General features: G+C 28.8%; 22 protein-coding genes and 3 pseudogenes. 24 read left to right on the top strand and 1 reads right to left on the bottom strand.

From position 1 onward, the window contains the following. Window positions 1-387 precede the first annotated feature (387 nt). The 11 genes and pseudogenes from SOR60_RS10535 to SOR60_RS08145 all read left to right on the top strand — a co-directional run. A pseudogene (locus tag SOR60_RS10535) lies at window positions 388-648 on the top strand (transposase); the annotation flags it as partial. A gap of 62 nt (window positions 649-710) precedes the next feature. Further along, the gene (locus tag SOR60_RS10595) at window positions 711-884 is read left to right on the top strand and encodes a helix-turn-helix domain-containing protein (RefSeq protein WP_456237000.1); all 174 of its coding nucleotides are present in this window, start codon (window positions 711-713) and stop codon (window positions 882-884) included. A 157-nt stretch (window positions 885-1,041) separates the two neighbouring features. Continuing rightward, window positions 1,042-1,206: pseudogene (locus SOR60_RS08185) on the top strand (type I restriction-modification system subunit M N-terminal domain-containing protein); the annotation flags it as partial. 136 nt (window positions 1,207-1,342) lie between these two features. Continuing rightward, window positions 1,343-1,912: a DJ-1/PfpI family protein gene (locus SOR60_RS08180; protein ID WP_176269694.1), complete on the top strand. Its 570-nt coding sequence runs from the start codon at window positions 1,343-1,345 to the stop codon at window positions 1,910-1,912. 265 nt (window positions 1,913-2,177) lie between these two features. Further along, window positions 2,178-2,585: a GNAT family N-acetyltransferase gene (locus SOR60_RS08175; RefSeq protein ID WP_154541752.1), complete on the top strand. Its 408-nt coding sequence runs from the start codon at window positions 2,178-2,180 to the stop codon at window positions 2,583-2,585. Between the two features lie 379 nt (window positions 2,586-2,964). After that, window positions 2,965-3,138 (top strand): ATP-binding cassette domain-containing protein, encoded by a 174-nt coding sequence (locus SOR60_RS08170; RefSeq protein ID WP_268234528.1) that lies wholly within the window; start codon window positions 2,965-2,967, stop codon window positions 3,136-3,138. Window positions 3,139-3,166: 28 nt separating this feature from the next. Beyond that, window positions 3,167-3,616 (top strand): ATP-binding cassette domain-containing protein, encoded by a 450-nt coding sequence (locus tag SOR60_RS08165; RefSeq protein WP_320595659.1) that lies wholly within the window; start codon window positions 3,167-3,169, stop codon window positions 3,614-3,616. A gap of 111 nt (window positions 3,617-3,727) precedes the next feature. Continuing rightward, window positions 3,728-3,961: a hypothetical protein gene (locus tag SOR60_RS08160; protein WP_216629212.1), complete on the top strand. Its 234-nt coding sequence runs from the start codon at window positions 3,728-3,730 to the stop codon at window positions 3,959-3,961. Continuing rightward, window positions 3,958-4,344 carry an ABC-2 family transporter permease gene (locus SOR60_RS08155; protein WP_320595658.1) on the top strand — a complete coding sequence of 129 codons (387 nt, stop codon included), beginning with the start codon at window positions 3,958-3,960 and terminating at the stop codon, window positions 4,342-4,344. Before SOR60_RS08160 ends, SOR60_RS08155 begins: the two co-directional genes overlap by 4 nt. Before the next feature lie 65 nt (window positions 4,345-4,409). Beyond that, window positions 4,410-4,697 (top strand): annotated as a pseudogene (locus tag SOR60_RS08150) (recombinase family protein); the annotation flags it as partial. A 203-nt stretch (window positions 4,698-4,900) separates the two neighbouring features. Next, window positions 4,901-5,341 (top strand): GNAT family N-acetyltransferase, encoded by a 441-nt coding sequence (locus tag SOR60_RS08145; protein ID WP_154541754.1) that lies wholly within the window; start codon window positions 4,901-4,903, stop codon window positions 5,339-5,341. 542 nt (window positions 5,342-5,883) lie between these two features. On the opposite strand, the gene SOR60_RS08140 is transcribed toward SOR60_RS08145, so the two are convergent. Beyond that, entirely contained in the window at window positions 5,884-6,429 is a 546-nt protein-coding gene (locus SOR60_RS08140) for a biotin transporter BioY (protein ID WP_154541333.1), read from the bottom strand. Between the two features lie 317 nt (window positions 6,430-6,746). Between SOR60_RS08140 and SOR60_RS08135 the strand changes: the two genes are divergently transcribed. The 13 genes from SOR60_RS08135 to fabZ form a co-directional block, all read left to right on the top strand. Beyond that, window positions 6,747-7,673: a biotin--[acetyl-CoA-carboxylase] ligase gene (locus SOR60_RS08135; RefSeq protein WP_320595657.1), complete on the top strand. Its 927-nt coding sequence runs from the start codon at window positions 6,747-6,749 to the stop codon at window positions 7,671-7,673. Between the two features lie 315 nt (window positions 7,674-7,988). Beyond that, window positions 7,989-8,210: an acyl carrier protein gene (acpP, locus tag SOR60_RS08130; protein WP_154541329.1), complete on the top strand. Its 222-nt coding sequence runs from the start codon at window positions 7,989-7,991 to the stop codon at window positions 8,208-8,210. Between the two features lies 1 nt (window position 8,211). Then, window positions 8,212-8,682: an acetyl-CoA carboxylase biotin carboxyl carrier protein gene (gene accB, locus SOR60_RS08125; protein ID WP_154541327.1), complete on the top strand. Its 471-nt coding sequence runs from the start codon at window positions 8,212-8,214 to the stop codon at window positions 8,680-8,682. Further along, window positions 8,679-10,067, top strand: coding sequence for an acetyl-CoA carboxylase biotin carboxylase subunit (locus tag SOR60_RS08120; RefSeq protein WP_320595656.1), 1,389 nt, complete (start codon window positions 8,679-8,681; stop codon window positions 10,065-10,067). Before accB ends, SOR60_RS08120 begins: the two co-directional genes overlap by 4 nt. Next, window positions 10,048-10,908 (top strand): acetyl-CoA carboxylase carboxyltransferase subunit beta, encoded by an 861-nt coding sequence (locus SOR60_RS08115; protein WP_320595655.1) that lies wholly within the window; start codon window positions 10,048-10,050, stop codon window positions 10,906-10,908. The genes SOR60_RS08120 and SOR60_RS08115 overlap by 20 nt, the downstream gene beginning before the upstream one ends. Beyond that, window positions 10,895-11,671, top strand: a complete 777-nt coding sequence (locus SOR60_RS08110) for a carboxyl transferase domain-containing protein (protein ID WP_320595654.1) — start codon at window positions 10,895-10,897, stop codon at window positions 11,669-11,671. Before SOR60_RS08115 ends, SOR60_RS08110 begins: the two co-directional genes overlap by 14 nt. Further along, on the top strand, window positions 11,662-12,555 hold the full coding sequence (locus SOR60_RS08105; protein ID WP_154541319.1) for a 3-oxoacyl-ACP synthase III family protein: 894 nt from the start codon (window positions 11,662-11,664) through the stop codon (window positions 12,553-12,555). The genes SOR60_RS08110 and SOR60_RS08105 overlap by 10 nt, the downstream gene beginning before the upstream one ends. A gap of 1 nt (window position 12,556) precedes the next feature. Further along, window positions 12,557-13,486: an NAD(P)H-dependent flavin oxidoreductase gene (locus SOR60_RS08100; RefSeq protein WP_320595653.1), complete on the top strand. Its 930-nt coding sequence runs from the start codon at window positions 12,557-12,559 to the stop codon at window positions 13,484-13,486. Beyond that, on the top strand, window positions 13,464-14,486 hold the full coding sequence (locus SOR60_RS08095) for an NAD(P)H-dependent flavin oxidoreductase (protein WP_320595652.1): 1,023 nt from the start codon (window positions 13,464-13,466) through the stop codon (window positions 14,484-14,486). The genes SOR60_RS08100 and SOR60_RS08095 overlap by 23 nt, the downstream gene beginning before the upstream one ends. After that, window positions 14,483-15,373, top strand: coding sequence for an ACP S-malonyltransferase (locus tag SOR60_RS08090; RefSeq protein WP_320595651.1), 891 nt, complete (start codon window positions 14,483-14,485; stop codon window positions 15,371-15,373). Before SOR60_RS08095 ends, SOR60_RS08090 begins: the two co-directional genes overlap by 4 nt. A gap of 2 nt (window positions 15,374-15,375) precedes the next feature. Continuing rightward, window positions 15,376-16,104, top strand: coding sequence for a 3-oxoacyl-[acyl-carrier-protein] reductase (gene fabG / locus SOR60_RS08085; RefSeq protein WP_154541311.1), 729 nt, complete (start codon window positions 15,376-15,378; stop codon window positions 16,102-16,104). After that, window positions 16,101-17,318, top strand: coding sequence for a beta-ketoacyl-ACP synthase II (fabF, locus tag SOR60_RS08080; protein WP_320595650.1), 1,218 nt, complete (start codon window positions 16,101-16,103; stop codon window positions 17,316-17,318). The genes fabG and fabF overlap by 4 nt, the downstream gene beginning before the upstream one ends. A gap of 1 nt (window position 17,319) precedes the next feature. After that, a partial coding sequence (gene fabZ, locus SOR60_RS08075; protein ID WP_320595649.1) for a 3-hydroxyacyl-ACP dehydratase FabZ occupies window positions 17,320-17,729 on the top strand: 410 nt, incomplete at its 3' end.

Genomic DNA, 17,729 nt, shown 5'->3' with positions numbered 1-17,729 from the left:
AAAATCCAAACTATGGATATAGAAGAATAACAGCAATGTTAAAAAGATTAGGATTAATCATAAACAAAAAGAAAGTACAAAGACTAGTACAAAAACTAAAAATACAAGTAAAGAGCTTTTCCAAAAAAACAAGAAAATATTCATTATACAGAGGAACTGTAGGCAAGATAGCAGAAAACAAAATAAAAAGATCTTTTAAAACAAATAAACCATATACACAAATAACAACAGATACAAAAGAATTCAAGTATTTAGAAAAGGATAAATCAGGCACATATCAAATAAAGAAACTTTATCTAAATCCATATCTAGACATGTACAACAGCGAGATATTAAGCTACGAAATATCAAAAAATCCAAATCTAGAACCAATATTAAAAGCTCTAGATAAAGCAATACACAACCAAATTAAAGTCAAATGGAATAACTCAATCAATGTCAAGAAAAGGCAATTGCTTAGACAACTCACCAATGGAAAACTTCTTTGGAATTTTAAAACAAGAAATATATTATGGTAGAAAATTCTATTCATACGAACAATTAAAAGAAACAATAGAAAAATATATTAAATATTACAACGAAAAAATAATAAAAGAAAAATTAGGATATCTAAGTCCAGTAGAATTTAGAAAAAAGAATGTAGCATGAAAATTTTCCTACCCCTAGTGGTAGGAAAGGTAAATAAATACCAGAGTAAGTAAAAACTCAATCTGGTATTTGGTACAACTTTTTGGGTCGCCTTAAAAGTTTGTGAGTTATCTCCTGCAACAATTTCTAAAATGGGTAGAGGAGAGTTTGTTAGCATGGAAGTTTTGTATCGTATTGGAACGAGACTAGATGTTGATTTTGGTGATATGGTTTCGATTATAGAACAAAAGAAATAAATAAATTCGAGGTAGTAAGATGTAACCTCAGATAAGTTAGAATTGACCAGTAACAAATTGTGACTGGTTTAAGAAAAAGATGGATTTATTATGATAGAATACAAAAATCTTGTCAATAAGGACTTGTAAAAGTCTAATTAGTAAAGTGAGGAAGAGGATGTCAGATTTAACAAAGGAGAACAAGGAAACAATACAGAGAGCAGAACTTCATAGAAAAATTTGGGCGATTGCCGATGACGTTCGTGGGGCAGTAGATGGATGGGACTTCAAACAATATATACTAGGAATTTTGTTTTATAGATTTATTTCCGAAAATATTACTTAAACAAAGTATACGACCCTACTTGCGGGTTTCGTATCAAAATTATTACAATGGCAAATAGTAACGATGAATATCGAGGGTTAAGCTCTCTATTGGAGAAACTAAATGTTTATATTTAAATTAGGAGGTGATTTTTGTGAAGAAAACCGCAGTTCTTATTTATGATCAATTCTGTAACTTTGAAATATGCGTAGCATTAGAAATTTTAGCATCATACGGCAAAAGTATGGATGTGTTTGCAAAAACAAAAGAAATAGTCATATCTGAAGAAGGTCTAAAAGTTTCTCCAGATAAAACTATTTATGAATTAGATTTAGACGAATATGATAGCCTCTTATTATCTGATGCAGCTGATATTCGTTTCACAGTAGAAGATGTTGAAATAATCGAATTCATCAAAAAATTTGATGGTAAAATAATTGGAGCTATTTCTATTGCACCAATTTTGCTTGTCAAAGCTGGTATGCTAAATGGTAAATCATTTATGATTGGAGCAGATAAGGACGATCTACTAGAAGAAGGTTATAGCGAGGCAGATCTTAAATATATGAAAGATTGGAATGACTGTATAGTAAATCCCATTGAAGAAGGATATATTGTATATGAAAATATAGTTACATCTGTTTCTTTTGAATTTGTAAAATTTGGAATTCAATTTTGTAAGATGTTGGGAATTAAAATATCACCTAAAAGCTTTGGATTATAGATATTAACTGTAAGTTTTATTTATATTCAAAAAATCTGTTAGAATTAATTTTTATAGGATTCTGTCATAATAATTACAATAGGAAATTGGAGGGATGCCGACAAGACCTAGAGAAATTAAAAAATGAACTAGTTTACTTTTTAGAATAATTATATATGGAACATTATTTTTTCAAAAAGTAAACTAGTTAAGTAAAAACAGACCTGAATAATAGATTGAGATGTTTTCCTAAAAAATAATAAAGATTTAATCTTGAGGAGGTAAAATGAAAAATATTTCAATTAAAGAAGGTATAATACCAAAGTTAGATGACATTCTTAATTTATATAATGATGTTTCTTGGAGTGCTTACACTTCTAGTCCAGAGCAGTTAGAAAATGCTTTAAAGAACTCTTTTAAGGTTTGGACTGCTTGGGATGATGATTTATTAATAGGATTAGCACGAGTTATTGGGGATGGTTATACTGTTATTTATATTCAAGATATTATAGTTTTAAATGAATACCAAGGAAAAGGCTTTGGAAGTAAGTTTTTAAAATTAATTCTTGATGAATATCGAGATATACGACAAATTATTTTATTAACTGAAGATAGTTATAAAACTATAAAATTTTATGAGAATAATGGACTTACACAGGTTGGTGAATATAACTGTGTAGCTTTTATGAAATAAAATTTAGTTGACAGAGCAAAAGTTTCATAAATGGTGTGAATAGGACGATGCTTTTTTTAATATTAATTTTCTCATCTAAAACAACATTTATTTTCTGAAGTTCCTTGATTTACTTAGCCATAAAATATCCTATAAATACAATAAAATATTTCGCATCATTTGTCTAGATAAATGACCAACATTTCTATTTATTTGCCTACTTTTTTGACTATGTTCCAAGAGTTTAGATAAAAGGCTAGGAGGAGAGTAAGTGAACACAAGAGTTGCTTACTCTTTTTTTAAGTATATATGCTTTTTGTTTTGCAAAAAAATAGAGTGATTATAATTTGGTTATTTTTTATTATTAGAATTGATTACATAAGAAATGGGGGAATAATATATGGAAATTATGCTTGAAATAAGAAATTTAACAAAGAAAATCAAAGAACAAATGATACTTGAAAATGTATCAATTAAAGTAGAAAAAGGGAAAATATATGGATTGTTAGGACCAAACGGTGCCGGTAAATCGACTTTATTAAAATCAATCACTAAAGTTATGAACTGTACATAAGGGGATATTTTTTTGAAGGAAAAATCATGTGTACAGAGGATTTAAAAAAGTTGGAGCTATTATAGAGCATCCTGCTATCTATCCAAATTTAACAGTTTATGAAAACCTGGGAATTTTAACAGTATTATTAAACATTGATAAAGGAAGAATCAATGATGTGTTAAGAATAGTCGGTTTAGAAGACATAAATAAAAAATTAGCAAAAAATTTTTCGTTAGGTATGAAACAAAGACTTGTAATTGCAATGGCATTGATAAACAATCCAGAATTATTAATACTTGATGAACCAACAAATGGGTTAGATCCTTTGGGAATTCAAGAATTAAGAGAATTGAAAAAAGAGTTTTCTAAAAAAGGAATTACAGTAATTATTTCAAGTCATATTTTGAGTGAGATTCAACAGATAGCAGATAAAATGGAATTATTAATAATGGGAATCTTATTTATGAAGCTAATAACTCTGTTGAGATGGATTTAGAAAAGCTATTTTTAGAAATTATAAAAAAGGATGTGAAAAATAATGATTAGTTTTATTAAAACAGAGTTAATGAAAGAAAAATGATCTGTTAATTTAAAGCTAGGAATTATTGTGCCAATAATTTTTGTGTTATTTAATATAGCTATGGTTAGTTTGATGAGGGAAAGCCTAGAAGGAAAAAGTTATATATTGGCAACTTCTTTTAATTGGTATCCACTTTTAATTCTATCAGTAGTTTTGAGTTTACTAGTTGTGAATATAAGTGGTAAAGAAAAGAGCGAGTATGTTGTTTTACAAAAAAGTAAAAATTTAAGTTTTGCAAAAATAGAATTGCAAAAAATATGATTGTTGTAGCTGAATTATTTACTATTCTAGTAATATCAGCAATGTTAATATTTATTGTTGCTATATATTTTCTAGGTGAAAAAATATTACTAGGTCAATTAATTGTGTCTACTATTTGTCTTTTTATTGGAAGTTTACTGATAGTCGCTTTATCATTTTTGATATATGGACTTGTAAAAAAGAAAGCTGTACTTATATTATTAAATTTTATTTTGACATTCCCATCAGCTGTAATTGCAGTAATGAAAAATTGGATTTTATTTCCATGGTCATATAGCTTGCGAATGCTCAGTCCAATTATTGGAGTTCATCCAAATGGCACTTTTCTTGAGACTTGTTCTAAACTAATGAATATAGATGCAACATACTTAGGATTGTTTTAAGTATTGCTATTTATGTAGTTGTACTAACATTAAATCTTTTAATTAAAAATAAAGGAGGTTTTGTGATGGAAAAATTTGCTTTCATGTATCTTCGATTATAAAGAGAAGACGGAGATGTTTCTGAAAGTAGTTCTATTTCAAATTAAAGACAGATAATTAAATAATTTGCTAAAGATAATGCCTTTAATATAGTCTCAGAATATGTAGATGATGGCTTTTCAGGTTCAAATTTTGACAGACAAAATTTTAAAAAGATGATAAAAGATCTTGAGAATGAGAAGTTTAAAATAGTAATCGTAAAAGACCTATCACGTTTTGGAAGAGATTACATCGAGTCAGGAAAGTATCTACAACCTAGTATTTCAAAAATCATTTATGCTTTGGCTAATAAGATGATGTTGAGAGATGTAAAGGAATCGACAGATATACAACATATTTAATCGGTAATGCTTTATTGTAAAGACTGTGGTTCTTCTATGGTAAGAAGAAATGTGTATAAATAACTTAGCTCAAGTTTTTGGAGCTATTTATATAAAATAATATTATGGAGAAATTAATGAGAATAAGGGAAATGAAAGTTGATGATATTAGTAAAGTTATTTCACTTTATATTAATTATTATAATGAAATTGAAAACTCGTGCTGGACAGAAAAAACAGCGTATAAAAGATTATATCAAGTTTTAACAATAATGGATTCTTTTTCATTGATAATGGAAGATGATGAAAATAAAGCTCTTGGTTTTGCTATAGGATATTTTAAGCAATATGATGATATCATAGGATACACACTGGAAGAAATTATTATAGAATATAATGAACAAAATAAAGGATATGGGAGTAAGTTATTAAATAAAGTTGAGGAATTAGTTATAAGAAATGGAGCGTCTTGTATTGAGTTACAGGCGGTTAATGATAAGATGCATTCATATTTTTATGAAAAAGCTGGATATAAAAATTCGAATAGCTTTGTAAATAAAGTAAAATGGTTTGATTAAATTAATATGTATTAAATAATCAATCAGAAGTAAATAGTTATATAAGTAAGGTTTTAAGACTTATATTAGAGAAATTGACTATTCTATTTTAAAATTAGTAGGAAATTTTATGAAAAACTACATTACTGATATATGATAGATAAACAAGTATAGCTTTAGAAATTTTAGCATTATACAATAAAAAATATTTATGCGTTTTTAAAAATAAAAAGATTTTTAAATGTAAATCAAATAAGTTAAGTTAAAATAGTAGTGAATAATAAAGTAATACTTCTTAGAAAATAAGGATTTATCATATATTCTTGCTGAGAAAAAATCAAAAGAATTAATTGCTTATATCTTTTCATTAATAACTTCATTATGAATGCCATCCAAAAAAGATATATTGTCCTTTAATATTTAGTAAATTTGTAATAAAAAAGAAGACATATTTAATCTCCCTTATTAAGTTGTGGTTAATTTAATTGTAAGGTAAATGATTAAATATGTCTTTTTTATTACAGACCAAAAATTAAGAATATAGTTCAATTTTATATTTTTTGCTATGAATTTATTTTTATAATCTTTGAAATTCTTGGGACTATGATTGCAGCTAAGAGAATTTTTACTAAGTCTGGAACAATAAAAGGAATCATTCCAATTGTAAATACTTTTGATATACTTATTGTAGTTCCCATTATTTTATTTAAAATAAAATACATATAAGGAAGTCCTATCAAATATAAAATAATTTCTGAAATGATAAGAGCTGATACAATCTTTATAAAACTTTTTTCTCCTTTAGTAAACTTAGAAATAAATACTGCACAAATAACGAATGCAATTAAAAATCCAAAACTTGGTTTTAAAAATGACTGTATACCCCCGCTAAATCCAGCAAAAATTGGAAATCCCAGCAATCCAAGTAGTAGATAGATAAAAACTGTGAGTCCAGCGTAAAAAGGTGTTAATAAAAGTCCAGTCATAAATATAAAAAAGCTTTGTAGAGTAATTGGAACAGGACCTACAGGAATTGATATAAAAGCACCTACAGCTATAAGCGCTACTAAAAGTGCTATTTTTGTTATGTCTTTTGTTTTAAATTTCATTTATAACCTCCAAGAAATATATTATACAATGTTATGGAAAGTGTCAAAGTAAAGATAAATATTTTTACTATGCTAAAGTTTTAAAATAAGCAAGGATATTATCGACAGGAAGTATATATTATTAAATATAGATAATATCTATTGATTGAGCTTTATTTGACCATTTGGTAAAATATTATATAAATAATGCATGAGTTAATAAATATAAGAATAATATATATAGTATATTAAAGTAAAAATTATTAGGACTATTGTAATAATCCTAGCATAAATTTAAAATATCTCTCTACTGATTATTATAGTGAAAGGATTATAGAATGCAGCTTAAAGAAAAAGTATTTTTTTTAATAAAAAATGATACTAACTCATTTATATCAGGGCAAACAATTGCTGATAAATTAAATATTTCAACATCTAAAGTTAAAGAAATAGTAAATTTAATTAAAGAAGATGGATACATTATTGATTATAGTGAAAAAGGATATAGAATTAAAAATGAAAATAGAGTTTTATCAGAAGAAATAAGGAAAAATTTGCAAAAAGATTTGCATGGAATTGAAATAAATTGCTTTAAAGAAATTGATTCTACGAACGATGAAGCAAAGAAAAATGGCAAAAATCATTTTTCTATCTTTGTTGCACCAAAACAAAGTGATGGGAAAGGAAGGTGTGGTAGAAAATTTGAATCTCCTGGAGGACTATATTTTTCTATTTTTCTTAAAAAAGATGAACTTGTTTTTGTAGATATTTTAACAATTAGAGCTGTAGTAGCTGTAGTTAGAGTTTTAAAAAATATAGGTCTTGAAGTAGGAGTTAAATGGGTAAATGATGTTTTTATTGATAATAAAAAAGTTTGTGGAATTTTAACAGAGTCGCTCATAAATATGTATGGTGATATTACAGATATAGTAGTTGGAATTGGAATTAACATAGGTACGGATCAAAGCAAATTTTCAAAAGAAGTTAGAAGTGTTGCTGGTGTAATTGGAGATGGAATAGATAAAAATTTAATAGTAGCAAAGATTTTAAATGAACTATCGGATATATTTAAAATAGAAAGAGGGATAATAATAGATGAGTATAAGAGCTATTTAATTGTTTTAAATAAGAAAATATATTATAGTATTGATGGTTCAATCAAAGAGGGAATTGCATTAGATATTGATGAAAATGGATCGCTTGTAATATTAGAAAATGAAAAAATCAGAAAATTAAGCTATGGAGATGTGTCTATAAAATTATGATTTTGATAAATAAAATATTACTTTCATCTTTAAGGCAATTAAAAATAAAGTTTTACTAATAAATTAAAAAATCTATAATAAATTGGAATATTAATCTTTTTATTAGGATATATGTAATCGATAATAAGTCGATGCATATATCCTTTTTTATTAATCATCTATAAATTTAGGATATTAATTGAAAATTTCAAATAGTTATAATTAACTTAGAAAAAGAATAAAAAAAATTATATAAAAAAACTTAAATAATTGACAAAAGAGAATTAATACTATAAAATGATTAAGTAAAAATTTTTAACTAATTGGAGGAATAAAATGAATTTAGAAAATTTAAAAAATATAATTGCTAGTAACTTTGGAATTGACAAGGAAGAAATTAAGATGGAATCAAATCTAAAAGATGATCTAGGTCTAGATTCTCTAGATGCAGTTGAATTAACAATGGCGATAGAAGAAGAAACAGGAAAGGAAATTCCTGATGATGCATTTGAAAAAATAGCTACTATAGAAGATCTAATATGTTATTTGAATAAATAATATGGAAAAGTATTTAGAAATTACAGAAAAACTTATTAAGTCTTTGGAAGATTCATCACTTGATGTTCTTGAATTTAAATTGGATAATTTTTCTTTGAAAATTGGAAAAAATTCATTTTTTGAAAATAACTTACAAGAAAGTGTTAAAGAAAATAACAAGAATTTTGAAGCTAAAAAGGTAATCAATGATGCAAAAGTAGAAAAGAAAGAAATAGTAAAAGAAGAAAAAAATATAAAGATTTTGAAGGCTCCAGTTCTTGGAGTTTTTTACTCTTCTAAAAGTCCAGAGGCAGATCCCTTTGTAAAAATAGGGGATAAGGTAAAAAAAGGAAGCACCTTATGTATTATTGAGGCAATGAAGATGATGAATGAAATAAAAGCTCCTTATGATTGTAGGATTGTTGATTGTCTTGTATCCAATGAAGACTTTGTTGAATATGATGCTGAAATTTTTAAATTGGAGCAATTATGATCAAGAAAGTTTTGATTGCAAATCGTGGTGAGTGTGCATTATCCATTTTAAGAAGTGCTAGAGAGTTAGGTATTGAAAGTTTAGTTATTTATTCAAAAGCCGATGCAAATCAATCTTATATTTATTTAGCTGATGAAGCAGTTTGTATAGGAGATAAGTTTTCTAAGGATACTTATTTAAATATGGATGCGATTATATCTTGTGCAAAAGAAAAGAATTGTGATGCAATTCATCCGGGATATGGGTTTTTATCAGAATCTCATGAATTTGCTAAAATGGTCAGGGATGAAGGGATTATTTTTATAGGTCCAAGTCCAGATGTAATAGAATTAATGAGTGATAAAATTCAAGCCAAAAAACTTATGGAAAAGATTGGAGTTCCTGTTGCAAAGGGAATTCCACTTGATAAGCAAAGTGAGGAAGAAATATTAAAAATTTGTGAAGAAATTGGCTATCCTATACTCCTAAAAGCCAGAAGTGGTGGTGGAGGAAAGGGAATGAGAAGAGTTGATTCTGCTGAGGAAATTTTTCATGCTATTAATTTAGCTAAGGCTGAAGCAAAAGCTTCTTTTGGTGATGAAAAAATATTTATCGAAAAACTTATTGAGCAACCAAGGCATATTGAAGTACAAATTTTATCAGATGGAGATAAAGCTATACATTTGTTTGAAAGAGAATGTAGTTTGCAAAGAAATAATCAAAAACTTTTAGAAGAAGCCCCTTGTGATTTTATATCTAATCAATTAAAAGCAAAGCTTTATAAAGCAAGTCTAGAGTGTGTGAAAGTTACCAAATACACTGGTGCAGGAACTATTGAATTTTTAGTTGATAATGATGAGAATTTTTATTTTTGCGAGATGAATACAAGACTTCAAGTCGAGCATGCAGTAACAGAAATGATTACTGGAATTGATATTATTAAGGAACAATTTAAAATTGCTTCAGGTATTGGTCTTTCAATAAATCAAGAAGATGTAAGGTGTTTTGGACATTCAATTGAGGTTAGGATAAATTCAGTTGACCCATTAAATAACTTTATGCCATCAAGTGGAAAAATAAATTTTTTATTTACACCTGGAGGAATGGGTACAAGGTTTGAATCAGCTATCTATAAAGGATTTGATATTCCTATCTACTATGATTCTATGATTGGAAAAATAATAGTAAAGGATAATAAAAGGTTAAACTCAATAAAAAAACTTAGGAGAGCTATAGAAGAAACTATGATTGAGGGAATAGAGACAAATCTAGGGTTTATGTATACACTTTTATTTGATGTAGATTTTTTAAAAGGCAGAATCCATACAAATTATATTAAAGATAAGGAAGAAGTCTTAATAAATAAAATGAAAGAGGTAGCTAAAATTGTCCAAGAAAGATCTTAAAAATAGAAAGACTTTATTATACACAATAAAAAAACTTAGCAAGCTTGCCAAGGATTTTTCAACAAAAAAAAACAATGAAAAAATATTTGTTTGTAAAAAATGTGGAAAGGCAAATCATTTAGAAGACTTGAAAAAAAATTTATTTATTTGCTCACAATGTTCTTCATATTTTCCCTTAACTGGTATAGACAGATTTGATATGCTCCTAGATAAGGGATATAGGGTAATTGATTATAATTCAAAAAAAACCAACCCTATAAATTTTCCAAATTATAGAAATAAGAAAGAGGATGAAAAAACCGAAGCTGTAAAAATTGCAAGAGGTAAAATTTTGGGACATCCAGTTTTGGTGGCTTCGCTTATTAATACATATATGTTAGGCAGTCTTGGCACTTATGTTGGAGAAGAAATAACAAAAATGATAGAAGAAGCAGAGAAAAAGCAACTACCTATTGTAATTATTTCTTTAAGTGGAGGAGCTAGAATGCAAGAGGGGATTTTTTCTTTAATGCAAATGGCAAAGATTAGTTCAGCACTTTATTCTTTTGGAGAAAAAGGTGGACTTTACATAAGTCTTCTAACTAATCCTACTATGGGAGGAGTTAGTGCAAGCTTTGCAGCTCAAGGAGATTATAACATTGGAGAGCCTGGTGCCTTAATAGGATTTGCTGGTCCAAGAGTAATAAAGGAAACACTTCGTGAAAAGATACCAGATAATTTTCAAAAAGCAGAAAATCTTGAAAATTTCGGATTCTTAGACATGATTATTGAGAGAAAAAATCAAAGAGAAATAATCGGAAAAATTTTAAGGATGCATAGGAGTAAATATGGACGCTTATGAAAGAGTTATAAATGCTAGGTCTAAAGATAGAAGTGTATCTAAGGAGGTTATAGAAGATTTATTCAATGATTATTATTATATAAAAGGAGATAGGGCTTTTGGAGATACACACTCAATAATCGGTGGAGTAGGAGAGCTTGAAAATTATACAATGACCTTTATAGGTATACAAAAAGGTAAGAGTATGGAGGAGGCTATACAAACAAATTTTGGAATGCCTGAACCTCATGCATATAGAAAGGCCATAAGGTTAATGAAAGCAGCTGAAAAATTCAAAAGACCAGTAGTTAATTTTATTGATACACCAGGTGCCTATCCAGGTGTTAGAGCAGAGGAAAAGGGACAGCATCAACTTATTGCTGATTGTCTTATTACTATGGCTGGCTTAAAAGTTCCTAGTTTTGCATTTATAATCGGTGAGGGTGGTTCAGGAGGTGCATTAGCTCTTGCTCTTGCAAATAAAATTTATATGGGGGATGGAGCTGTTTTTTCAATTCTTTCACCTGAAGGATTCTCCTCAATTTTATATAAAAGTAAGTCAAAGGCGAGAGAATCTGCTCAACTAATGCGATTAACTTCACATGATTTACTTGAAGATGGGATTATTGATGGGATTGTAAAGGAAGATAGGAATAAAATCTCAATTTCAGATTTAAAGAAAATTATTTTGGGAGATTTAAGGTATTATTCAAAATTTTCCTCAAATGAAATTGTTAGAGATAGGCATGATAAATTTAGAAAGATAGGTGTTAAGTGGGTTTAGAATTTATAGAAGCTCATAAGTTTGATATAGAAAAATTTGTAGAAAATGATTATTTCGAAAATAATCTAGACACAAGTTCAGAGTGGATTGAAAAAAGGACGGGGATATTTACTAGACAATTTTCAGATTATGGAGTTGATGAAATGGCATTAAATTTAGTCAAGAAATTTAAAAATAATATGGAAAATCTAGACTTAATAATTTGTGCATCTTTTTCTTCTAAAAGAAGAATGCCATCAATTTCTAACCTAGTAAGAGAAGAGCTTAAGAATAATCCCCACTGTCTTTGTTTAGATATAAATCTTGCTTGCAGTGGATTCGTTGCAGCTTTACTTATGGCAGAGTCATACCTTTTAGAGGGAAGAAGAGCTTATATCTTTGCAAGTGAAAAGATTTCTGACTTTATGGATATGGAAGATAGAAAGACAGCCATACTTTTTGGAGATGGAGCAGGAGGAGTTTTGGTAGAAAAAAATAATAAGCTATGGGAGGCTGACGTAGCATCTTTTCCAAATGAAAATTCTTTGAATTTAGGTGAAAACTCTAAAATCACTATGGATGGGAAAAAAGTTTATAGGTTCGCAATTGAAGAAGTTTTAAATTCTATAAAAAGACTTTTAGATAAAAATAAATTTACAGGAAAAGATATAGATAAGATGATTTTACATCAAGCAAATAAGAGAATAATCAATCATGTTGTAGAAAAAATCGGAATGGAAAAAAGCAATTGTCTATCAAATTTACAAAAATATGGAAATACGTCTGCTGCATCTATTCCTCTTGTTCTTGCAGAAAACTTTGCTTCTATTAAAGAAGGCGAAAAAATAATCTTTTCTGGTTTCGGTGCAGGTCTGTCTGTTGTTAGTGTTTTGATGGAGTGGTGAAATGGATTTAAAAAAATTACTTGATATAAAGTATCCGATTATACAAGGTGGAATGGCACATATTGCAAATGGAGAATTTGCTGGAGCAGTTTCAAGTGCTGGTGGTTTAGGTATTATTGGTTCTGGAGGAATGGATAGCAATTCTCTAAGAGAAAATATAAGAGCATTGAGAAAAATAACAGACAAGCCTTTTGGGGTTAATTTGATGATGCTTAGACCAGACATTGATAAGCTAGTTAAAGTTGTTTTAGAAGAAGATGTAAATATAATAACAGTTGGAGCAGGAAGTTATGAAAAGTATGCTGATGATTTCGAAAATAAAAAAATTAAGGTTCTACAGCTAATATCATCACCAATTCAAATAAAAAGATATGAGGCTCTTGAACCCTTTGCATTTATAGCAGAAGGCTTGGAAGCTGGAGGGCATATTGGACAAATGACAACTATGACCCTTATTCCTCAAGCTATAGCACAGACTAAAAGACCAGTTATAGCAGCAGGAGGTATAGCCTCTGGACGAGAAATTTTTGCGGCAGAAGTTTTAGGAGCAAGTGGAGTACAAATCGGTACAGGATTTTTATTTACTAAGGAATGTCCAATTCATGAAAATTATAAAAACAAATTATTAAAATCTAATTCATCAAAAGTAACTGTAATTGGGAATATAAATGGAATACCTATGCGAGTCTTAAAAAATAAGATGACAAGAGAATATCAAAGGCTTGAAAGAAATAATTCTCTTTTAGAACTTGAAAATTTCACCCTTGGTAGACTTAGGAAGGCTGTTGTTGAAGGTGATGTAGAAAATGGATCTGTAATGACTGGCTTATCTATTGGCTCCTTTAATTCGGTGATATCTGTAAAAGAATATATTGAAAAATTAATGAGTGAATACCGAGAAATAAAAGATGAATATAAAAATAAAAAATAAATATATAAATATACCAATTATTCAAGGAGCTATGGCAATTGGTATGTCAAATAAAAGCTTAGTAGCAGCAGTAGCAAATAGAGCTGGGATAGGCACTTTATCAATGGTAAATCCTGGTTATGCACAGGAAGATTTTATGAAAAATCCATTTGAGGCAAATAAGAGAGCCTTTATAGAAGATTTAAAATTTGCAAGGGAAAAGTCGAATGGTAGAGGTCTCATACTGACAAATTTAATGCATGTTGTAGAAAGATTTAATGAATATTTAGAGTTTTTAAATAGTACAGATGTTGATGGTGTAGTTGTAGGAGCAGGACTCCCCCTTGAATTGCCAAAATATATTTCAGAAGAAAAAATAATAGGCCCTATTGTATCATCAGAAAGAGCATTAAAGATTATTATGAAGAAGTGGGTGAAGTACAAAAGAAAACCTGATTTAATAATTTTGGAAGGACCTAAAGCTGGTGGTCATCTTGGATTTAAAAGAGAGGATTTGAAAATAAATATTCTAGATGAGTTGAAAAAAATTATTAAATTAAGTGAAGAAATTCCAGTCTTTGTTGGAGGAGGCTTTGGTAGTCCACAAGCTATGAAAAAAGCTTTAAAAATGGGAGCTAGTGGAGTTCAAATAGGAACAGGATTTTTGTTTACAGAAGAATCAGGTATGCCAAAATCTACAAAAGAAAAACTTCTAAAAGAAATAAATAATGGAAATCTTAAAAATGTTATATTAGAAAGTCCTGTTGGACTACTTGCAAGAGGTATAGAAAACAAACTTGTTAAAAGAATGAAATCAGAAAAAATTCCACCTAAGCGTTGTATTTCATGTATTAAAACTTGCAAAAGAAAAGATACAAATTACTGTATAAGCGAGGCTCTTATAAATGCTGTAAAAGGGGATATAGATAATGGATTATTTTTTGCAGGAACTGATGTAGAAAATATTGAAAAAGTTAGGTCTGTAGATGATTATATAGACTGGTTACTGGAGGAAAAATGACTAAAATAGGGGTGGTTTTTGGAGGGCAAGGTTCTCAATATGAAAATATGGGAAAAGTTTTTTTAAATCATTCAAAAACCAAATATATATATGAAGAAATTTCTGAGTATAAAAAGATTATTTTAAATGGAGATCTAGAAGAATTATCAAGGACTGAAAATCTTCAACCTATAATGCTTGCATTTCAAATATCTGCACTAGAATTTTTAAAAACGAATGATAATATAGTTGCAACTTGCGGCTTAAGTCTTGGAGAATATGCAAGTCTAGTATTGGCGGGTTCTTTGCCATATAAAGATGCACTTTCTCTTGTCAAAATAAGAGGAAGTCTTATGCAAGATGAAAGTCAAAAATATGATACTAAGATGCTTGCAATTTTGAATAAAAATGAAGATGAAGTTAAAAATCTTATTATTAATTTTTCTTATCCTGATGAAATCCATATTTCAAATATAAATAGTCCAAAGCAAGTTGTAGTTGCTGGAGATACAAAAAAAATAGACTTTTTTAAAGAATACATGACTGAAAGAAAAATACGAGCCATTGAAATGAAAGTAAGTGGTGCCTTTCACACAAGCTTTATGGAAAATGCTGGAAAAAAATATTTTGAAAAGTTAAAAGAAATAAAATTTGAAAAACCTAAGATAGATTATTATTTAAATCTAACAGGGAAAAAATATAGTGAAGAAGATTTAAGAATTGTTTTATCAAAACATATATATAATCCTGTGAGACTTTTTGATGATATAAAAAATATGATAGATTCTGGAGTGGATAAGATTGTAGAAATCGGTCCGGGTAGTGTGATTTCTAATATAATTAGAAAAAACTTCAAAGAAGTTCAAGTGATTTCTCTAAAAAACGAAGAAGAAATAATTAAGGGGTAATGATGAATAATAAAAAATATGCTCTAATAACAGGGGCTAGTGGGGGTATTGGAAGTGCTATTGCAAGAAAGCTTGCAAGTGATTATAATTTAATCCTCCATACAAGAAGTAAGAAAGATAAGATAGATAAATTAAAAAAAGAATTAGATACAGAAGTTATTTGTATAAGTGCAGACCTATCTAATTTTGAAGATTGTCAGAAAGTTTTTAATATATGTAAAGAAGAAAATCTTGATGTAGAAGTTCTAGTAAATAATGCAGGTATGACTTTGGATAATGTAATTTTTAGAATGAAAGAAGAGGACTTTGTAAAAGTAATAGAAACAAATTTATATTCGGTTTTTTATCTCTCCAAATTATTTGCAAGGACAATGATGAAGAAAAAAAGCGGGAGAATAATAAATATTGCCTCTATAAGTGGAATTAGAGGCAATGTTGGACAAACAAATTACAGTGCCTCAAAAGCTGGAATCATTGGTTTTACTAAGTCACTTGCCAAAGAACTTGCTACAAAAAATATTTTGGTAAATGCAGTAGCACCTGGTTTTATAGATACAGAAATGACAAATAATTTAAATGATGCAGTTAAGGAAGAAATTTTAAGAGATATTCCCTTAAAAAGATATGGGAAAGCTGAAGATGTAGCTGGATTAGTTTATTTTTTATCAGGAAAAGACTCGTCATACATAACTGGTCAAGTTATTTCAGTTGATGGAGGAATGAATATATGAGAGTTGTAGTTACAGGTTTTGGTGCTTTAACACCAATAGGTTCAACGAAAGAAGAACTTATAAAATCTATGAGTGATGGAAGATGTGCTATTGACGAAATCACGCGTTATCCAATAGAAAATAGAGAAGTTACTCTTGCAGCTGAACTTAAAAATTATAAAGAGGATAAAGAATTTTCAAGAAAAGAAATAAATAGATTGGATAAGGTAAATCAATATGCCATCTTAGCTGCAAAAAATGCTATGAAAGATTCAAAACTTTCAAAAGAAGAAATAGAAAATAAAAGAGTTGGAGTTTATATAAGTTCAGGGATTGGTGGAATAAGAACTATTGAGCAAGATTATGTAAGGGGAATGAATAGGGGGTTTGATAAGTTAAGTCCTTACTTTATCCCAAAGGCAATAATAAATTCAGTAGGTGCAAATGTTGCAATAGAACTAGGAGCACATGGTTCTTGTATATCTATGGTAACTGCTTGTGCATCATCTACAAATGCAATAGGGGAAGCTTATAGGGCAATAAAAGATGGTTACGAAGAAATTATCTTTGCCGGAGGAAGTGAGGCATCGATTACCGAACTTGGCATTGGTGGATTTACATCTATGAAAGCTCTTAGCACTTCTAAGGATAAAAATAGGGCATCAATTCCTTTTGATAAGGATAGGAACGGATTTGTAATGGGAGAGGGTGCTGGTGTTTTGGTTTTAGAAAGTTTGGATTCAGCTTTAAAAAGAGGAGCAAATATAATTGCAGAATTAGTTGGTTATGGAGTAAATTGTGATGCTTATCACATAACATCACCATCACCTGATGCAAAGTTTGCAACAAAAGCAATTGCAGATGCTATAAAAGATGCGGGAATAAGTGCAGATGAAATAGATTATATAAATGCCCACGGAACTTCAACATTTTTAAATGATAAACTTGAAACTCTTGCAATAAAAAATATATTTGGAGATAGAAAAATTAAAGTATCTTCATCAAAATCCCAAATGGGACATCTACTAGGTGGTTCTGGTGCTGTTGAATCAATACTTTCGATTTTAGCAATGAATGAAGGATTTTTACCCCCATTAATAAATTTTAAAAATAGAGATTTAGAATGTGATCTTAACTTTGCTTTAGAAGCAGAAGAATATCCTATAAATTATTTTCTCAAAAACTCACTTGGATTTGGGGGACATAATGCAGCCCTAATTTTTAAGAGGTATTAATATGGAAATAAATTTTGATCAATTAAAAGAAATCTTACCACATTCTTATCCTTTTATAATGATTGACAAGATTGTTGAAATAGACAATAATAAATATGCAAAGGGAATTAAATCAGTATCTGGTGGAGAATATTATTTTCAAGGACATTTCCAACAGGAGGCCATAATGCCTGGGGTTCTTCAAATAGAAGCAGTTGCTCAAGTTGGAGCAGTAGCACTTTTAAGAGAAAATCCTAAAAGGCTTGCTTTGCTTGGTGGAATAAAAAATGCACGATTTTATAAGCCAGTAAAACCAGGAGATTATTTGGAAATAACTTGTGAGATGATGAAAATAGTAAAAAATCTCGGTATTGGAAAGGGTAATATTATAAGAGATGGGGAAATTGTAATGACTTGTGAAATATCCTTTGC

It is taken from the genome of Anaerococcus porci, from assembly GCF_034090325.1.
Classification (GTDB): Bacteria; Bacillota; Clostridia; order Tissierellales; family Peptoniphilaceae; genus Anaerococcus; species Anaerococcus porci.
Note: the sequence above shows the minus strand (reverse complement) of the source record. Positions and strands in the feature narration are given on the sequence as shown.